The organism is Xylanimonas sp. McL0601 (genome assembly GCF_049852175.1).
GTDB lineage: Bacteria > Actinomycetota > Actinomycetes > Actinomycetales > Cellulomonadaceae > Xylanimonas.
On the sequence record NZ_CP187527.1, the window covers coordinates 2,603,208 to 2,620,091 of the forward strand.

Sequence of the window (16,884 nt, forward strand, 5' to 3'; positions counted from 1 at the left end):
GAAGAACATCGCGAGGAGCGCCACGATGATGGCACCGAGGCCGCCGCCCGGGGGTGCGCTCGCCACCCCGGTAGACTGCGGGGGCCGTCGCCGATGCCGGCCTGCTCTCTCCGCATTCCTTCCCGACACCCCCGAGGCATACCGACCGTGATCACCGCCCACGGCGTCGAGCTCCGCATCGGCGCCCGCGTCCTGCTGAACGAGGCGTCGTTCCGTATCGCCGCGGGCGACCGCATCGGCCTCGTCGGCCGCAACGGCGCAGGCAAGACGACCCTCACCAAGACCCTCGCCGGCGAGACGCAGCCGACGTCCGGCCAGATCGTGCGGTCGACCGACGTCGGCTACCTGCCGCAGGACCCGCGGACGGGCGACCTCGACATCATCGCGATGGACCGCGTGCTCTCGGCCCGCGGCCTCGACTACCTGGTCAGGGCGATGCGCGAGACGGAGGCCAGGATGGCGTCATCCGACGCCGACGTCATGGTCGCCGCTCTCGAGCGCTACCCCAAGCTCGAGACACGCTTCCTCGCCGCGGGCGGGTACGCCGCCGAGTCCGAGGCGCACCGCATCACCAGCAACCTGGGCCTCGACGACCGGGTGCTGGCGCAGCCGCTGCGCACCCTGTCGGGCGGCCAGCGCCGCCGCATCGAGCTGGCCCGCATCCTGTTCTCCGGCGTCGGCACCCTGCTGCTCGACGAGCCGACCAACCACCTCGACGCCGACTCGATCGTCTGGCTGCGCGACTACCTCAAGACGTACCCCGGCGGCTTCGTCGTGATCAGCCACGACGTCGACCTGCTGCGCGACACCGTCAACAAGGTGTTCCACCTGGACGCCAACCGCGGCGAGCTCGACCAGTACAGCCTCGGCTGGGACAAGTACCTCGAGCAGCGCGAGCAGGACGAGAAGCGCCGCCGCCGCGAGCGTGCCAACGCCGAGAAGAAGGCGTCCGCGCTCATGGCGCAGGCCGAGAAGATGCGTGCCAAGGCCACCAAGGCCGTGGCCGCGCAGAACATGATCCGCCGCGCCGAGACGATGCTGGGCGGCCTCGAGGGCGAGCGGCAGGCCGACAAGGTCGCGCGGCTCCGGTTCCCCAAGCCCGCTCCGAGCGGCCGTACGCCGCTCACGGCCAACGACCTGTCGAAGTCGTACGGCTCGCTCGAGGTGTTCACGGGCGTCGACCTGGCGATCGACCGCGGGTCGCGCGTCGTCATCCTGGGCCTCAACGGCGCCGGCAAGACGACGATGCTGCGCATCCTCGCGGGCGTCGAGAAGCCGGACACCGGCGAGGTCGTGCCCGGCCACGGGCTCAAGCTGGGCTACTACGCCCAGGAGCACGACATGCTCGACATGGACGTGACGGTCGTGGAGAACCTGCGGCACGCCGCGCCCGACCTCACGGACACCGAGGTCCGCAGCGTGCTGGGCTCGTTCCTGTTCTCGGGCGACGACGCGAACAAGCCCACCCACGTGCTCTCCGGCGGGGAGAAGACGCGCCTCGCGCTGGCGACGCTGGTGGTGTCGAGCGCCAACGTGCTGCTGCTGGACGAGCCGACCAACAACCTCGACCCGGCCTCGCGGGCCGAGATCCTCGGCGCGCTCAAGACGTACGAGGGTGCGGTCGTCATGGTCACGCACGACGACGGCGCGGTCGAGGCCCTCGAGCCGGAGCGCGTGCTGCTGCTCCCGGACGGCGACGAGGACCTCTGGAGCGACTCGTACCGGGAGCTCGTCTCCCTCGCGTGACGCGGGCCTCGACGCGTGGAAGGCTCGCCCCGTGAAGGCCTCCCTGTTCGGGTATCGGCTCCGGTCGCAGCTGCTCGCCGGTGCCGGCGCGCCTGACGGCGCCACCGCCGTCGGTCACCTGGGCGCCGTGCAGTCGCAGCTGCACGACATGTCGCTGTGGGCGCTGTCAGGGCGCACCGGGCTGACCCGTGCGGACCTCGCCGCGGAGTTCGACGCCGGGGCGTTCGTCCGCACGCACGTGCTGCGCCCCACGTGGCACCACGTGCTGGCCGCGGATCTGCCCGACCTGCTCGAGCTCACCGCCGACCGGGTGCGCCGCTCCCTCGACACGGGCGCCCGCACCGCCGACCTGCCCGCGGCCGACCGGCTCAAGGCCGCCGACGTCGCCGTCGAGGCCGTGCGCACCGACGGCCCGCTCACCCGGACCCAGGTGCAGGACCGCCTCGTCGGCGAAGGGCTCGCCGGCCCCGGCGGGCGCTGGGGCACGGTCCCCCTCGCCTTCGTGCTCATGGAGGCCGAGCTGCGCGGCGCCATCGGCTCCGGCCCGATGCGCGGCCGGCAGCACACCTACCAGGCGCTCGACCTGCAGCCCTCGGGCCGCACGGCCGACGAGCGCCTCGCCTGGCTGGCGCGCACCTACGTGCGCGGCCACGGCCCCGCACGCCCCGAGGACCTGGCGTGGTGGGCGACGCGCCCGATCACCGTGGCCCGCCGCGCCTTCGCGCTCGCGGAGCTGCGGCCGGTCACGGTCGCGGGCGTCGACCTGTTCACCGACGCCGACGGCGCCGCCGCCCCCGAGCCGGCCGAGGTGCCTGCCGCGATGCTGCTCGCCAACTTCGACGAGCTGGTCTCCTACCGCCGCGACCCCGGCGACTGGGGCCCGCACGCCACCGACGCCGTCCTGCGGGCGCAGGGCCTGCTGCTGGTCGACGGCGCGCTCGCAGGCCTGTGGACGCGCACGGAGTCGGCGGGCGGCGTCGTCGTCAAGGTGGCGACGCCGGTCCCCGTGACGCGGCGGGTCCGCGCCGCCCTGGAGGCCGAGGCCGAACGCTACGGCCGCTTCGTAGGGCTCCCGGCCGAGCTCGTCCTGGCCTGACGGCCGACCCGCGCTGCGCGGCGATGCCCGCTCCCCAGGCGAGGTGCGTCAGGCGAACGCGAACACCGGCGGGAACACCAGCACCACGACCGCTGCCCAGGCCGCATACACCGGCAGGTACCGCGTCTGCCACCGCTCGACGGCGCCGAACGCCCGCGTCCCACGCACGAACCCGAGCAGCAGCCACCCGGTCCAGACGAGGTGCGCCAGCAGCACGACGTTGAGACCCAGCGCGGCCGTCTTGTTGGCCGTCCAGCCGAACTCGGCGATGCGCGACACCATCGCGGTCAGCGCGACCGCGTTGACCGCGAACGCGACCGCGACGAGCACGAGCTGCAGCCAGTCGAACACCGTGGGCGGGGCGAGCGGGTCACGCGCCGAGATCGAGTAGAGCAGCAGCGCGAGCACCAGCACCAGCACCGCGTCCATGAGGATCAGGAGGTTGCGGTCGACCGAGATGAGCGAGCCGTGTGCGAGCAGCACCACGAGCATCGCGCCGAGCATGACGATGGTCAGCGGCGTGAAGACGCGCGTCAGCACGGGTGCGATGTTCTCGACGACGTTCTTCTTGGCCTCCACGAGCCACGCGGACACGAAGAACGCGCCCGGCACGGCGAACGGCAGGAGCCAGTCCTGGTAGAACGGCGCGATGTCGACGTCGGCGAGGTTGAACGTGCCGGCGGTGAGGCCGAGGAGCAGCCCGCCGCCCATGGCGACGAGCGCGAAGTAGATGAGCAGCTCGCCCGTGAACCGGACGAAGTCCATGCGCCGCGCGTCCGAGCGCCAGGCTCCCCCGGTGTACGCCACCCCGAGCAGCAGCCAGAGCACGACGGGGACGTGCGTCGCCGCGAGGACGAACGTCATCCCGGGACGGCCGGAGGCGAGGTCCTTGAACGGGTACAGGTTCACGGCCAGGGCGAGCAGCGCGGCGACGCCCACGAGCAGGCCGGTCGTGCGCGCGGGCAGGCGCCGCGACCAGGCGAAGTAGGCGGCGAGGAACGGCAGCACGGCGAAGGCGACATTGGCTGCGAGCACCGCGCCGTCGTCGGCTGCAAGCAGGGCCTTGACCACGATGCCCGCTCCGACGGCGAGCGCGACCAGGACGGCGAGCTCGCGGTACCGCGACGACGTCTCGGCGGGCTCCTCGGGCACCAGCACGAGCTGCTTCCACAGCCGCTCGGAGTGCTCGCGCGCGAACTCGCGCGAGACGTCGTCGAGGTTGCCCATGCGCTTGACCGCGACGAGGAACGCCTCGTCGTCGTCGAGCCCGCCTGCGCGCAGGTCGGCGACCTGGCCGCGCAGGTTGTCCTCGAGCTCCTCGGCGTCGGCGGCGGTGATCGCCCTCCGGCGCAGCACCCAGCGGCGCCACTGGTCGATCTGGCTCTCGAGGGCCTGACGCTCGTCGAGCGACTCCCGGATCGGCTCGTCCATCACGCCCACACCTCCGCCGCGGCGGGGCCACCCGCCAGGTCGTTCCACACCTGCCGCAGCGCGTCGGCCACGACGCCCCACTGAGCCTGACGCTCGCCCAGGGCGGCGCGTCCGGCGGTGGTGAGCGCGTAGTGCTTGCGCTTGCGCCCGGCCTCGGACAGCCCCCACTGCGCGGACACCCAGCCGTTGCGCTCCAGCCGGTGCAGCAGCGGGTAGAGCATGCCGTCGGTCCACTGCATGCGGCCCCCGGACAGCTCGCCGACCCGCTTGAGGATGGCGTAACCGTGAAGGTCGCCGTCGGCGAGGATGCCCAGGACCAGCGGCGTCGCGGAGGCCGCGACCAGGTCCTTGTCGATGTGCACTTGCGTGCTCCCATACCTTGAGGTGCTAGGGATTCGAACCCTAGCACCCCTAGGTATGGATCGCATCGAGCGATCCGGAGGCACCGGTGCTCTACTGGAGCCATGACCACCGAGACGCCAGACATCCACGCCGAGCACACCCAGGCCGAGCACACCCACGGCGAGGGCTGTGGCCACGAGGCCGTCCAGCACGGCGACCACGTCGACTACGTGCACGAGGGCCACCGGCACGCCGCGCACGGGGACCACTACGACGAGCACAGCGAAGGCGCCGGCGCCTGAGGTACGCGTGGCGCCTTCCCGTCACCAGGTGGAGTCCCCACGGATCATGACGTCGGCGCCGCCGTCGACGAACACGACCTGCCCGCACAGGTGGCTGTTCTCGGGGCTGACCAGCCACGCGAAGAGGTGGGCGGGCACCTCGGGCTCCATGTACCCGTGCAGCGGCATGGGCACCTCGGCGGCGAGCGCCTTGCGCGCCTCGGCCGTCGCGGTCATCTTGGCCGTCATCGGGGTGTTGACGATGCCCGGGGCGATCGCGTTGAGCGGGATGCCCGCACCCGCCCAGTCCGGCCCCGCCGCGACCCGGCGCAGCCAGTGGCACAACGCCACCTTGGAGCTCGCGTAGACCAGGCTGCCGTCGCCGGCCTCCTTGAGCTTGGCCGCGCGGGCGCGGGCGCCGTCCTCGTCGCCCGCGAGGCACTCGTCGACGAGCTCGGCGTCGAACGGCAGGAGGCTCGAGCTCGACGCGGTGACGACGGCACGCGGCGCTGCGGACCCCGCCAGCATCGGCCGCAGCGCCTCGAGCGTGACGACGGCGCCGAAGAAGTTGACCGAGACGGTGTCCGGGGTCTCCCGCGCGAGGCCGGCGTTGGCGACGATCGCGTCGATCGCGCCGTCCGTGCGTGCGGCGACCCCCGGGATGAGCCCAGCCCGGCCCTCGGGGCTCGCGAGGTCCACGACGACGTCGGCATCGTGGAGGTCGACCCCGATGACCCGATGGCCCTGCGCCGCAAGGACCTTCACGGTGGCCCGCCCGATGCCCGAGGCGGAACCGGTGACGACGACGGTGCGCATACGACCCTCCGTTCGTGAGCGGCCCGGCTCCGTCGCCGGACACCTCCCACGCTACGGTCACCCGCCCCCGACGGCCCCGGCGGAGCTCCCGCGGCGGCGGGCGAACAGCCCTCGCCGTGCGCCCGGCACGCCGCGCCGCCCGCCCCGGCCGGGAGCAGGATGTGGCCATGAAGATCGCCGTCGCCGGTGGCACCGGCACCGTGGGACGCCCGATCGTCGAGGCCGCGCGCGCGGCCGGGCACGAGGTCGTGCTGCTGACCCGCTCCGCGGGCGTCGACCTCACTGTGCCCTTGCTCGCGGCCGACGCCCTGCGCGGCGTGGACACCGTGATCGACGTGTCCAACCGCCCGTCGATGGCGGCGAGCGCCTCCGTCGTGTTCTTCGAGCGCGTGACGCGCACGCTGCTGGCCGGCGAGAAGCAGGCCGGCGTCGGGCACCACGTGGCGCTCTCGATCGTGGGGGCGGCCGAGGTCGACGCCGGGTACCTCGCCGGCAAGGCCGCTCAGGAGCGGCTGGTCATGGCCGAGCCGGGGGGCTGGTCGCTGTTGCGGGCCACCCAGTTCCACGAGTTCGTGCCCCAGCTGCTGAAGCAGGGCCGGATGGGCCCCCTGCAGCTCGTGCCGCGCATGCGCTCGCGGCCCGTCGCTGCGGCCGAGGCGGCCGCGGCGCTCGTGCGGATCGCCGAGGCCGGTCCCAGCGGGCTGGTGCCCGACCTCGGTGGCCCGCGCGAGGAGCGGATGGCCGACCTCGGGCGGCGCTACCTCGCCGCCATCGGGGTGCGACGCCGCGTGCTGGAGCTCTCCCTCCCCGGCCGGTGGGGCCACAGCATGCGCGACGGCGGGATGCTCCCGGGCCCGGGTGCGACGCTCGGCACCCAGACGTTCGAGGAGTGGCTGGCGGAGCGATGACGCCGGCGGGGCCGCCCGCCGGCGCCATCGCTGGTGCCACTCGTGAGGACGCGCCTCAGAGCGACATCTTCTCCACCCCGAGATAGAGCTTCGCGACGTTCGACACCGGGTCCTGGGCGAACCAGTGCTGGAGCCTCCCGCCGTTCAGCGCGTTGTCGAGCGCGGCCATGATCATCGACTGGTCGAGCACCAGCATGCGGTGGCCGACCTGGCCGGTGGCCGGGTTGACGGCGTCGTAGAACCCGCCGTCGTGCGTGTACAGGTCGGGGTACAGCTGGCGCAGCTTCATGATGTTCGCGAACGCCTGCTGCGGCGCCACGTCGAGCGCGAGGAACGACGCGTGCGGCGTGACCACCGACTCCGGGTCGGGCTGGCAGCCGAAGCACGGGCCCTGCGCGAGCCACTGCCCCTGCGGGAACTTGAAGCCGTCCGCGCCGAAGCCGCCGTAGCCGCCGGTGTCGTCAGCGGTGCTCGACGGCGACATGCCCCAGACCGGGTAGCCCAGCTCCTCGGTCGCGTACTTGATCTGGACCTGGGCGATGCGCTGGTCGGCGAGGCCGAACGACTGGGGACCCCACGTCGTCTCCGGCACCACCTCGTTGGCCATGAGGCCCTCGAACATGCCACCCGCGTAGGTCGGCACGAACGTCAGGTCGGAGCCCGGGTACGTGTAGTGACCCTCCCACACGGGGAAGACCTTGCCCGACTGCGGGTCGGTGATGGTGGTCCAGTAACCCTGCGGCGGCCACTGGCCCTGCCACGAGAAGTCGGGGTCGGTGTCGCAGAGCTTCGGCGGGAGCGTCCGCCAGGAACGCCACCACACGTCGCCGGGCATCTGGTGCAGGCCCATCCCGATGTACATCGAGATGCGCGGGTCGGAGTAGATGGCGCCGTTGTGGTACCCGGCCGGTCCCACGCCCGCGTAGTAGCCGCCGTACTGCTGGCCCGTGGGCTGGAACTGGAGGTCGGCGTTGACGTTGCAGGCCGTCTGCGCCCGGTTGTCGTAGAAGATGGAGAAGTCCATCTGGCCCAGCAGCGCCGAGGCGATCCCGCTGAGCTGTGGCAGCGCCTGACGTGCGACGACCAGGCCGCTCGCGTACCAGCCGTTGTCCACGGCCGACAGGAACGAGCAGTTGTCCGTCGTGCCCCCGACCTTCGGGCAGGCGCCCTGGCCCGGGTTGAGGATCACCTGGCCGGTGGTGGTGTCGTACCACTGGTACAGGAACCCGTCCGAGCGCTGGAGGCTCTGGACCGACTTGAGGGTGTGCTGCAGCCGCGAGACGGCCTCGCCGGTGCTGATCAGCCCCAGGTCATGGGCCGAGACCACGGCCCACAGGTAGACCCCGACGTTCGACGCCGAGGTGTACGTGCCGCGCGTGGTGCCGGGCCCGACGTTGTCCAGCGGCAGGGCCGTGCTCGGGTCGACGTCCTTCGCGTAGAAGGCCCACGTGTCCTTCGCGATGCCGCGCAGCACGGAGCGCTGCGCGGCGGTGAGCGGTTGCTGCGTCGCCGACGACGGCGCCGCGGCGTTCGCCGTCAGACCGGGGCCCAGGCCCACCGCGAGCGCCGCGACGGCGACGCAGGCGAGGGCGCGGGTGACCAGACGTGCGTGTCTCATCGTGCTCCCCTTGTTCGTTCGGTCCGTTTGCGTTCAGGTCTCGGCCCCCGCGTACGGGTTGGGCACCGCGTCGAGGAGGCGCTCCGTGTAGGGGTGGCTGGGGTTCTGCAGCACGTCCTTGGTGACCCCGCGCTCGACGACCTTGCCCTCGGAGAGCACCAGGATCTCGTCGGTGACGACGCGTGCCGAGAGCAGGTCGTGCGTGATGTACAGCAGGCTCAGGCCACGCTCCTGGCGCAGGCGGGCGAGCAGCCGCAGCACGCCGGCGCGCAGCGAGACGTCGAGCATCGACACCGGCTCGTCGGCGACGATGAGCCCAGGCTCGCAGGCCAGGGCGCGGGCGATGACGACGCGCTGCCGCTGACCGCCCGAGAGCTGGTGCGGCAGCTTGGGGGCGAACTGCTCGGGCGGCGTCAGCCCCACCGTGTCGAGCAGCTCGCGCACCCGGTCGTCGGCCTGCCGGGCGTCGAGCCCGAGCAGGTTCTCCAGCGGCCGCGAGAGCGTGTACCGGACGGTGTGCAGGGGGTTGAGCGCGCCGTACGGGTCCTGGAACACCATCTGGACGTCGCCGTGGTAGCGGCGCAGCGCGTCACCGCGGAGTGCTGTGACGTCGACGTCGCCGAACCGGACGCTGCCCGACGTCGGGCGCAGCGCGGCGGTGACCATGCCGGCGACGGTGGACTTGCCCGAGCCGCTGGCACCGACCAGCCCGACCGCAGCCCCGGGCGCGATCTCGAACGACACCCCGTCGACGGCGTGCACCTTCAGGCGGCGCCCGTCGGGTCCACGCCGGCGCGAGGTGAAGACCTTGCTCACGTCCTGGACGACCAGGGGTTCAGCCGACATGCTCCACCTCCGGGACGGGGAGCCCCACCTCGGCGGCGCGCACGTGGCACGCCGCGCGCCCCGGTCCGAGCGGGGTGAGGCCGGGGTCGATGACACGGCAGACGTCCCGGACCTCCGGGCAGCGGGGCGCGAACGGGCATCCGGGCAGGTCGAGCGACAGGTCCGGCGGCGACCCGGGGATGCCGCCCAGGGTGACCTCGGGGGCGCGCGGGTCCGCGTAGCACGCGAGCAGCGCCTCGGTGTACGGGTGGTGCCGACCGGTGCGCAGCGCGGCCGAGGGCTGGTCCTCGACGATCTGCCCGGCGTACATGACGAGCGTGCGCTGCGTGGCCTCGAGCACGGTGCCGAGGTCGTGGCTGATGAGCAGCGCGGTGAACCCGCGCTCGGCCTGGAGCCGGCTGATGGTGCCCATGACCGCCTTCTGCACGAGCACGTCGAGGGCGGTGGTGGGCTCGTCGAACACGACGAGCCGCGGCTCGAGGGCCAGGGCGAGGGCGATCGAGACGCGCTGGCGCATGCCGCCCGACAGCTCGTGCGGGTACCGCCCGAGCACGTCGGGGTCGAGCTCGACCATCGCCAGCAGCTCGCCCGCCCGATCACGGGAGGACGCGCGGTCCCACCGCTCTCCGGGGCGGGCGTGGGCGCGCAGCACGTCGCGCACGTGGTGCTCGACGGTCCGCACCGGGTTGAGGGCGTTCATGCCGGACTGCAGCACGAGCGCGAACCCACCGCGCCGCTGCCGGCGCAGCGCCTCGCCCGTGAGCGTCGCGATGTCGGTGCCGGCGAACGCGATGGTGCCCGCCTCCAGCCGGGCGGGGGGCCGCAGCATCCGTGTGAGGGCGAAGCCGAGCGTGGACTTCCCGCACCCCGACTCCCCCACGAGCCCCACGAACTCGCCCTCCGCGAGCTCCAGGTCGACCCCGCGCACGGACCAGATCCGCACCCCGCGCGCGGGCTCGTAGACGACGTCGACGCCGCGCGCCGAGAGCAGCGGCGCCGCCGTCGTCGGGGCGTTCACGACTTCTCCCGAAGCCGGGGGTTCGACAGGACGTCGACCCCGAAGTTGATGAGCGTGAACGCCATGGCGAGCAGGGCGATGGCCAGGCCGGGGGCGAAGATCATCAGCCATTGCCCGGTGAGCAGGGCGTTCTGCTGCTGGGCCTGGTAGAGCATCGTGCCCCAGGAGATCGTGGCCGGGTTGCCCAGCCCGAGGAACTCCAGGCTGGCCTCGGCCATGACGGCCGCCGTCGACGCCGCGAAGAAGCTCGCCGCGACGAGCGAGGTCATGTTCGGCAGGATCTCGCGGAACACGACGCGGCCCAGCCGCTCGCCCGAGAACTGCGCCGACCGCACGAAGTCGCGCGTGCGCAGGGTTGCGGCCTGGGAGCGGATCACCCGCGCCCCGGTGGCCCACGCGGTGAGCGTGACGACGAGCACGATGGTCCACACCGAGTGGGACGGGATGTAGGCGGCGAGGATGATCATCAGCGGGATGCCGGGCAGCACCAGCGCAAGGTTGGTGACGAACCCGATGACGGCGTCGACCGCTCCCGGCCGGTACCCGGACACGAGCCCGAGCACGACGGCGACGAACGTCGCGCCGAGGCCCGCGGCGATGCCGACGAGCAGCGAGACGCGCGCCCCGTAGACGAACTGGGAGAAGACGTCCTGCCCGTTGCCCGTGGTGCCGAACCAGTTCGAGCTGTTGGGGCCGAGGTAGGGCGGGAAGTCGGTGGCCGACGGGTCGTGCGGGGCGATCAGCGGCGCGAAGAGAGCCATCAGTACGAAGAAGCCGAGGATCAGCACCCCCGCCCGGGCCTTGCCGTTGCTCCAGATGGTCGCGCCCGCGCGGGCGAAGAACACCAGCGGGCCCGGCACACCCGGGTGCTCATGGACGACGACGGGCCGACGGTCGCCGGCGCCCGGCGTCGAGCCGGGCTCCGCGAGCGAGCCCGCGGACAGGACGCTCACGACGCCTCACCTCCCTGCGTGCGCACGCGCGGGTCGAGCCGCCCGTAGAGCAGGTCGACGACGAAGATCGTCACGAGCATGCTCACGGTGATGACGAGGAACAGCGCCTGCATCAAGGGGTAGTCGTGGTTGGTCACGGCCTTGAAGAGGAGCTGCCCGACGCCGGGGTAGCCGAACACGCCCTCGACCAGCACCGCCCCGCCGACGACCGCGCCGAGCGAGAGCCCGAACGCGGTGACGTTGGGCAGCAGCGCATTGCGGGCGGCGTACCCGAGGGCGACCGTCCGCTCGCGCAGCCCGTTCGCCTCGGCGAACACGACGTAGTCCTCGCCCAGGGTGTTGATCATGGTGTTGCGCATGCCGAACACCCACCCGGACAGCGTCGTGATCGCGAGCGTCAGCCCGGGCAGGACGGAGTGCACGAACGCGTCGCTGAAGAACGACCACGACAGGTTCGGTGTCGCACCCTCGGAGTACCCGCCGGAGATCGGGAACCACTGCAGCCGGAACGCGAACACGTAGAGCAGCAGCAGCCCGAACCAGAACGGCGGGAACGCGCCGAAGAGCGTCGACGTCGTCGTGATCAGGCTGTCCGCGCGCCGGCCCCGGCGCCAGCCGGCGAACGCGCCGAGCAGGGTGCCGAGGACGAACGTGACGACCGTCGTGACGCCCACGAGCACGATCGTCCACGGCAGCGCCTTGCCGATCGCCGAGGCGACCGACTGCGTCGGGTCCGTGAACGACGTGCCGAACCGCAGGTGCACGACGTCGGACAGGTACTGCACGTACTGGCTCCACAAGCTTCCGTGCGGGGAGCCGAGCTGGGCCTCGATGGCCTGCCGCTGCGCGTTCGTGACCTGCTGCCCGCTCGCCGCCAGCCGCGCGAGCGCGGCGTCGAGCGGCGAGCCGGGCATCAGGCGCGGTAGCACGAAGTTCAGCGTGACCGCCGCCCACAGCGTGAGGACGAACATCCCGATGCGGGTCAGGACGTAGCGCATCAGGCCTTCTTCAGGTGGGTGACCACGAGGAGGACGGCGTTGTTGTACGGCGTCGGGAGCGTGTACGGGTCGTCCTTCGAGGGCCAGCCCGTGAAGTTCTTCGTGGAGAACAGGCCCCACGACCCGCCGTAGTACATGAGCACGATCGGGACCTTGGTGTACATGGCCTGCTCGAGCGCGTAGGTGGCCTGCTGCTGCTGGGACTCGTCGGTGGCCTTGGCGAGCGTGGCCAGCGCCTGGTCGACGTCCGGGTCCTTGAAGCGCTGGAAGTTGTTCACCGTGGCGGTGTTGACCGGCGTCGCGAACGTGCTGTTGAGCGCGTTGTTGAAGTCGGTGTACGGGCTGCCCGAGCCGCCGTACCCGCCGATCGCGGCGTCGAACGTGCCGGCGCCGATCTGCTGCTGGTACTGCGCGAACTGCGGCAGGTCGAGCGTCACCGCGATGCCGGCCTTGCCCAGCTCCGTCTTGACCTCCGTGGCCGCAGCGACCCAGTCGGTGAAGTTGGCCGGCAGGACGACCGACATCGCCGCCTGCTTGCCGCCCTTCATGAGCTTGCCGCCCCGCATCGTCCAGCCGGCCTTCTCGAAGGACGCCGTCGCCTTGCCGGTGTCCTGCTTGACCACGCCCTGGTCCGGCAGGCTCGGGTCGAGCCACTTCTGCAGGTTCGGCAGGATCAGCCCGGAGAGGCTGGCAGCGTCGGTGTAGCCGTTGACCGCCTTCTTGGCGATGGTGTCGCGGTCGAGCGACTGCGAGACGCCCATGCGGAAGTTGACGTCCTGGTACACGGGCTTGAGGAGGTTGAGGTAGAGCCCGATCGTGCCGCCCGGCGGGAACCAGTAGGTGTTGTGCTGCTTGTCGCGGGCCACGTAGGTCTGCTCCACGTTGGGCAGGAAGTTGTACGACCAGTCGAACTTGCCGCTCGTGACGTCCAGCTGGTTCGTGGACTGGTTGCTGGACTGCGCGGGGTACATCACCTGCGCGGGAACGATCTTGTCGGCCTGCCAGTACTTCGGGTTCTTCGCGAGCACGTACTGCGTGGGTGCGAAGGTCTTGAGGGTGAACGGGCCGGTGCCCACCGGCTTCGTGTTGGTGTCCTTGGTCGGGTCTGCGATCGAGGACCACAGGTGCTTCGGCACGATCGGCACCTGCGAGACCGTCGCGGCGAACGGCACGTTCGGCTGCTTGAACGTCATGGTCACGGTGTTGCCGCTGCCCGCGACGGAGGCGAGCTGCGTCCACACGCCCGTGGTGTCCAGGGGCGGGAACTTCTTGAGCAGGTCGAAGGTGAAGACGACGTCGTCGCCGCTGAACGGCGTGCCGTCGCTCCAGGTGACGCCGTCACGCAGCGTGTAGACGAGCGTGGTCGGGTCGGAGAACTTCTGGGCCGTCGCGAGGAACGGCGTGTAGGTGCCGTCGATGGAGCTCGGGATCTGCAACGGCTCGTACATGAGCCGCGTGCCGCCGAGCTGCGTCGTCGAGAACGGGTTGAAGTTCTCCGTGAGGGTCGGGTCACCGGCGTCGCCCTGGATGGTGAGCACGGACGACCCGCCGCCGCCGGACGAGGACTGCGAGCTGCTCGCGCCGCTGGTGCAGCCGGCCACGACGAGCGCCGCGGCGGCGGCCAGGGCGCCGGCGAGCGCGGCCCGGCGTCGGGGACGGGGGAAGGAGCGGTTCATCGTCGACCTCCTTGCCTGCAGAGCCGGGAGGCGCTGCAGCGACGGGCCGACCGGGCGACGGCGGGACGCCGCCGGGCGGATCAGGCCGGATGGTGTGCGCCGGGAGCGCCGACCCGGATCCGGGCGACGCTCGGCATCGGCAGGTGGAGCTCGATCTCGACGGAGTCCGTGCCGTCGGGAACCGGCTCGAGCGGCTCCGTGTGGAGCCTGTCGCGGGCGCGCAGCTCGGCCCACAGGGCGGGGTCAGGCCACGGCGTGTCGGCGGGGTAGCCGTCGAGGATGTTGGAGTGGTGCGCGTCGACCAGCGCGAGGGAGACGGAGCGCTCGCCGTGCAGGAGGGCGCCGTCGTCGTCGTGGTCGAGGCCTTCGATGCGGACCCGCACGCCGCGGTCCAGGCGCGGGTCGCCGCCGACGAGCGCGGCGTTGATCGTCCCGTCCCAGACCAGGACGTCGATCGTGCCGTCGTCGTGCCGGGTGGCCCAGGCGTGGACGAGCGTGCCGGCGCCGTCGCCGGCGAGCAGGGTGCCGAGCGCGTGGGTGCCCTGGTGGGCGGCCAGGTGCTCGGCCCAGTACCGCGGCTTGCGCAGGTTGCCGACGGTGAGGAGGCCGAACCCGTCGTGGAACAGCGACGGACCGCGGCCGAGCTCCTCGAAGTGGTCGCTGATCACCCAGTACGCGACCCGGTCCATGCGTCCCTGCACGGCCTGGAGGCCGGAGAGCACGAACGGCGCGCCGAGCGGGGCGTCGTGGACCGGCCCGAAGTGGGTGGACCCGATGCCCCACTCGGTCCACCAGACCGGGACGCCGTCGAACCCGTGCCGGTGCAGCGCGGGCCGCACGTCGAGCGGGAGGTTGCCGTAGGTGTGGCTGGTGACGAAGTCGAGCGGCACGCCCTCGTCGCGGGCGTGCGCGGCCAGCGCCTCGACCCACTCCCCCGCGGCGGTCGACGGGCCGCCGACCAGCAGCCGCGGGTCGACGTCCTTGAGCGCGCGGGCGGACTCGTCGTACAGCCGCAGGTAGTCGTCCCGGGTGCCGGTCCAGAAGACCTGGAGGTTGGGCTCGTTCCACACCTCGAACCCCCATCCCGCGACCTCATCGATGCCGTACCTCTCCACGAGGTGCTCGGCGAGCGCATGCACGGTGCGGTACCACTCGGCCCAGTCGGCGGGCGGGGAGATGATCGCGCGGTAGGCGAACACCGTCTGACCCGGGTCGCGCGCGAGCGCCGCGGGCATGAACGAGAGCTCGACGACGGGCCGCAGCCCCAGCGTGAGCGCCTGGTCGTACAGGGCGTCGACCTGCGTGAAGTCGAACCGCAGCGCGCCGTCCGGGCCGCGCGTGACCACCCGGTTGTCGTCGTGCAGGATCGCGTGGGCCCGCACGTGGGTCACGCCGAGGTCCTCGGCGGCGGTGCGCAGCGCCTCGGCGAACTCGGCGCCGACGTCGTTGCCGTGACCGTCGTCGTGGGTACCGAGCTGGGTCAGTCGCTCCGAGCCGACCATCCGCCACACGGGCGTGACGTCGGCGACGGCGTGGTCGGCCGCGACCGTCACGCGCACGACCGGGGTCACGTCGTCGGCGCCGGGCCCGTCCGTGGTCGCGGCGCGCACGGGCTCCGACCACGACCAGGCCGGGTGCTCCGCGCCGGCGACCGCGGCGACCCGGTAGGAGTACGCGGCACCCGGCTCGAGGCCCGTGTCGGCGAAGGGCGGCCCAGGCACGGCCGGGACGTCGGCGCCACCGTGCTGCACGAGGCCGGGCTCGCCCTCCGGCCCCGTGCGCTCGATCAGGTAGCCGGCCGCCCCGACGACCGGTGCCCAGTCGAGCCGCACGTGCCCCCGGCCCGGCGTCGTGCGCACGTTCCGAGGTGCGGGCAGCGCGAGCGCCGGGTCCGCGCCCGTGGTGTCCGTCAGCCGGCGGTAGATGCGCCGCTCCCAGTCGGCCCGGGCGTCGCTCTCGCTCGTCATGCCCTGCTCCCTGCCCGAGACGTCTGCTGCTCGTCCCCCGCCGCCGTCTCGCGGTGCCCGTGCCCATGGGTGCAGCCGCACGAGGAGCGCAGCACCACGCGCGTCGGCAGCACGACCGAGCGACGCTGCGCCGCGCCGTCGGCGAGGCGCGCGACGACGGCGCGCACCGCCTCGGCACCGATCTCGCGGATCGGCTGGGCGACCGTGGTGAGCGACGGGCGCACGTGCCGCGCGATGGCCAGGTCGTCGAAGCCCGTCACGGCGACGTCGCCGGGGACGTGCAGGTGCTGGGACGAGAGCACGCCGAGCGCGCCGACGGCCATCTCGTCGTTGCCGCACACGATCGCCCGCGGCGGCGTGCGCCCCTGGTCGGACCGCCGGTCCAGCAGGTCCGCGACGGCGCGTGCGCCGCCGCCCTCGGTGAATCCGCCGTCGGCGTCGGGCGCCCTCGGGGCGTGAAGCCCCGCGGCCGCCACGCCCTGGCGGAACGCGGCGAACCGTTCGATGGAGTCGGGCGAGTCCGCCGGCCCGCCGACGAAGGCGAGGTCGGTGTACCCGTGCACGGACGTGAGGTGGGCGACCAGGCCGCGCAGACCGCTCCGGTTGTCGACCCCCACGGCGTCGACGTTGGTGCGCCGGCCCACCTGGTCCGAGAGCACGACGACCGGGACGCGCTGCGCCAGCGTCGCGAGGTCCGACTCGTTCAGCGCGCGGGCCACCACGACGAGCCCGTCGCACTTACTCGCCACCGCGAGCGCCAGCGCCCGCCCGGACGCGCCGCGGGTCGCCGCGATGAGGACGGCGTCGCCGTCGGCGGTCGCGGCGCTCTCCGCACCGCGGATGACCTGGTCGACATACAGCGGCGACTCGACCTCGAGGTCGTCGCTGGAGCCGAGGTCGGGGAACAGCAGGCCGATGATCCCGTTGCGACGGCTGGCCAGCCCCCGCGCCGTGCCGGAGGGGAACCAGTCGAGCTCGGCGGCGGCCGCAAGCACCCGGGTGCGGGTCGCCTCCGAGAAGCCGGTCCCGTTGCCCATGACGCGCGAGACGGTCGCCGTCGAGACGCCGCTCTGCCGTGCCACCTCGTAGATCGTCGACCGTTCGGGCACCGGGACCTCCCTGTCCCTCGCACGTAAGCGCTTACGTACTCAACCGCTTACGTAACTCCGTCGAGGCGCCCGCGTCAAG

The 16,884-nt window shown here is 72.5% G+C and carries 15 protein-coding genes; 4 read left to right on the top strand and 11 right to left on the bottom strand.

Going from position 1 to position 16,884, the window contains the following annotated elements; translation table 11 throughout:
- Positions 1–147 precede the first annotated feature (147 nt).
- Entirely contained in the window at positions 148–1,746 is a 1,599-nt protein-coding gene (locus ACO4JP_RS11995) for an ABC-F family ATP-binding cassette domain-containing protein (protein WP_425953959.1), read from the top strand.
- 31 nt (positions 1,747–1,777) lie between these two features.
- Complete coding sequence (locus ACO4JP_RS12000) at positions 1,778–2,842, top strand: winged helix DNA-binding domain-containing protein (RefSeq protein ID WP_425953961.1); 1,065 nt, start codon at positions 1,778–1,780, stop codon at positions 2,840–2,842.
- Between the two features lie 48 nt (positions 2,843–2,890).
- Here the strand turns inward: ACO4JP_RS12000 and ACO4JP_RS12005 are convergent, their stop codons facing one another.
- Both ACO4JP_RS12005 and ACO4JP_RS12010 read right to left on the bottom strand, forming a co-directional pair.
- Positions 2,891–4,273, bottom strand: coding sequence for a permease prefix domain 1-containing protein (locus ACO4JP_RS12005; protein WP_425953962.1), 1,383 nt, complete (start codon positions 4,271–4,273; stop codon positions 2,891–2,893).
- Entirely contained in the window at positions 4,273–4,635 is a 363-nt protein-coding gene (locus tag ACO4JP_RS12010; RefSeq protein ID WP_425953964.1) for a PadR family transcriptional regulator, read from the bottom strand. The genes ACO4JP_RS12005 and ACO4JP_RS12010 overlap by 1 nt, the downstream gene beginning before the upstream one ends.
- Before the next feature lie 102 nt (positions 4,636–4,737).
- On the opposite strand from ACO4JP_RS12010, the gene ACO4JP_RS12015 reads away from it, so the two are divergent.
- Positions 4,738–4,917, top strand: coding sequence for a zinc transporter permease (locus tag ACO4JP_RS12015; RefSeq protein ID WP_425953966.1), 180 nt, complete (start codon positions 4,738–4,740; stop codon positions 4,915–4,917).
- Positions 4,918–4,938: 21 nt separating this feature from the next.
- On the opposite strand, the gene ACO4JP_RS12020 is transcribed toward ACO4JP_RS12015, so the two are convergent.
- On the bottom strand, positions 4,939–5,712 hold the full coding sequence (locus ACO4JP_RS12020) for an SDR family oxidoreductase (protein ID WP_425953967.1): 774 nt from the start codon (positions 5,710–5,712) through the stop codon (positions 4,939–4,941).
- 167 nt (positions 5,713–5,879) lie between these two features.
- Between ACO4JP_RS12020 and ACO4JP_RS12025 the strand changes: the two genes are divergently transcribed.
- The gene (locus tag ACO4JP_RS12025; RefSeq protein ID WP_425953969.1) at positions 5,880–6,620 is read left to right on the top strand and encodes an SDR family oxidoreductase; all 741 of its coding nucleotides are present in this window, start codon (positions 5,880–5,882) and stop codon (positions 6,618–6,620) included.
- A gap of 55 nt (positions 6,621–6,675) precedes the next feature.
- Here ACO4JP_RS12025 and ACO4JP_RS12030 read toward each other — a convergent pair whose 3' ends face one another.
- The 8 genes from ACO4JP_RS12030 to ACO4JP_RS12065 form a co-directional block, all read right to left on the bottom strand.
- On the bottom strand, positions 6,676–8,238 hold the full coding sequence (locus ACO4JP_RS12030) for a glucoamylase family protein (RefSeq protein ID WP_425953970.1): 1,563 nt from the start codon (positions 8,236–8,238) through the stop codon (positions 6,676–6,678).
- 33 nt (positions 8,239–8,271) lie between these two features.
- Positions 8,272–9,084, bottom strand: coding sequence for an ABC transporter ATP-binding protein (locus tag ACO4JP_RS12035; protein WP_425953972.1), 813 nt, complete (start codon positions 9,082–9,084; stop codon positions 8,272–8,274).
- Entirely contained in the window at positions 9,074–10,102 is a 1,029-nt protein-coding gene (locus ACO4JP_RS12040) for an ABC transporter ATP-binding protein (RefSeq protein WP_425953973.1), read from the bottom strand. The genes ACO4JP_RS12035 and ACO4JP_RS12040 overlap by 11 nt, the downstream gene beginning before the upstream one ends.
- The gene (locus ACO4JP_RS12045; RefSeq protein ID WP_425953975.1) at positions 10,099–11,055 is read right to left on the bottom strand and encodes an ABC transporter permease; all 957 of its coding nucleotides are present in this window, start codon (positions 11,053–11,055) and stop codon (positions 10,099–10,101) included. The genes ACO4JP_RS12040 and ACO4JP_RS12045 overlap by 4 nt, the downstream gene beginning before the upstream one ends.
- On the bottom strand, positions 11,052–12,053 hold the full coding sequence (locus tag ACO4JP_RS12050) for an ABC transporter permease (protein ID WP_425953977.1): 1,002 nt from the start codon (positions 12,051–12,053) through the stop codon (positions 11,052–11,054). The genes ACO4JP_RS12045 and ACO4JP_RS12050 overlap by 4 nt, the downstream gene beginning before the upstream one ends.
- Complete coding sequence (locus tag ACO4JP_RS12055; protein ID WP_425953979.1) at positions 12,053–13,729, bottom strand: ABC transporter substrate-binding protein; 1,677 nt, start codon at positions 13,727–13,729, stop codon at positions 12,053–12,055. Before ACO4JP_RS12055 ends, ACO4JP_RS12050 begins: the two co-directional genes overlap by 1 nt.
- Before the next feature lie 80 nt (positions 13,730–13,809).
- Positions 13,810–15,696: a GH39 family glycosyl hydrolase gene (locus tag ACO4JP_RS12060; RefSeq protein ID WP_425953981.1), complete on the bottom strand. Its 1,887-nt coding sequence runs from the start codon at positions 15,694–15,696 to the stop codon at positions 13,810–13,812.
- Positions 15,693–16,805, bottom strand: a complete 1,113-nt coding sequence (locus ACO4JP_RS12065; protein ID WP_425953983.1) for a LacI family DNA-binding transcriptional regulator — start codon at positions 16,803–16,805, stop codon at positions 15,693–15,695. Before ACO4JP_RS12065 ends, ACO4JP_RS12060 begins: the two co-directional genes overlap by 4 nt.
- Positions 16,806–16,884: the final 79 nt, after the last annotated feature.

Excerpts from the sequence above, each read along its gene's own strand:
- ACO4JP_RS12030 (WP_425953970.1), bottom strand. The coding sequence starts at position 8,238 with ATGAGACACGCACGTCTGGTCACCCGCGCCCTCGCCTGCGTCGCCGTC.
- ACO4JP_RS12015 (WP_425953966.1), top strand. The coding sequence starts at position 4,738 with ATGACCACCGAGACGCCAGACATCCACGCCGAGCACACCCAGGCCGAG.
- ACO4JP_RS12025 (WP_425953969.1), top strand. The coding sequence starts at position 5,880 with ATGAAGATCGCCGTCGCCGGTGGCACCGGCACCGTGGGACGCCCGATC.
- ACO4JP_RS12005 (WP_425953962.1), bottom strand. The coding sequence starts at position 4,273 with ATGGACGAGCCGATCCGGGAGTCGCTCGACGAGCGTCAGGCCCTCGAG.
- ACO4JP_RS12020 (WP_425953967.1), bottom strand. The coding sequence starts at position 5,712 with ATGCGCACCGTCGTCGTCACCGGTTCCGCCTCGGGCATCGGGCGGGCC.
- ACO4JP_RS12035 (WP_425953972.1), bottom strand. The coding sequence starts at position 9,084 with ATGTCGGCTGAACCCCTGGTCGTCCAGGACGTGAGCAAGGTCTTCACC.
- ACO4JP_RS12060 (WP_425953981.1), bottom strand. The coding sequence starts at position 15,696 with ATGACGAGCGAGAGCGACGCCCGGGCCGACTGGGAGCGGCGCATCTAC.
- ACO4JP_RS12055 (WP_425953979.1), bottom strand. The coding sequence starts at position 13,729 with ATGAACCGCTCCTTCCCCCGTCCCCGACGCCGGGCCGCGCTCGCCGGC.
- ACO4JP_RS12050 (WP_425953977.1), bottom strand. The coding sequence starts at position 12,053 with ATGCGCTACGTCCTGACCCGCATCGGGATGTTCGTCCTCACGCTGTGG.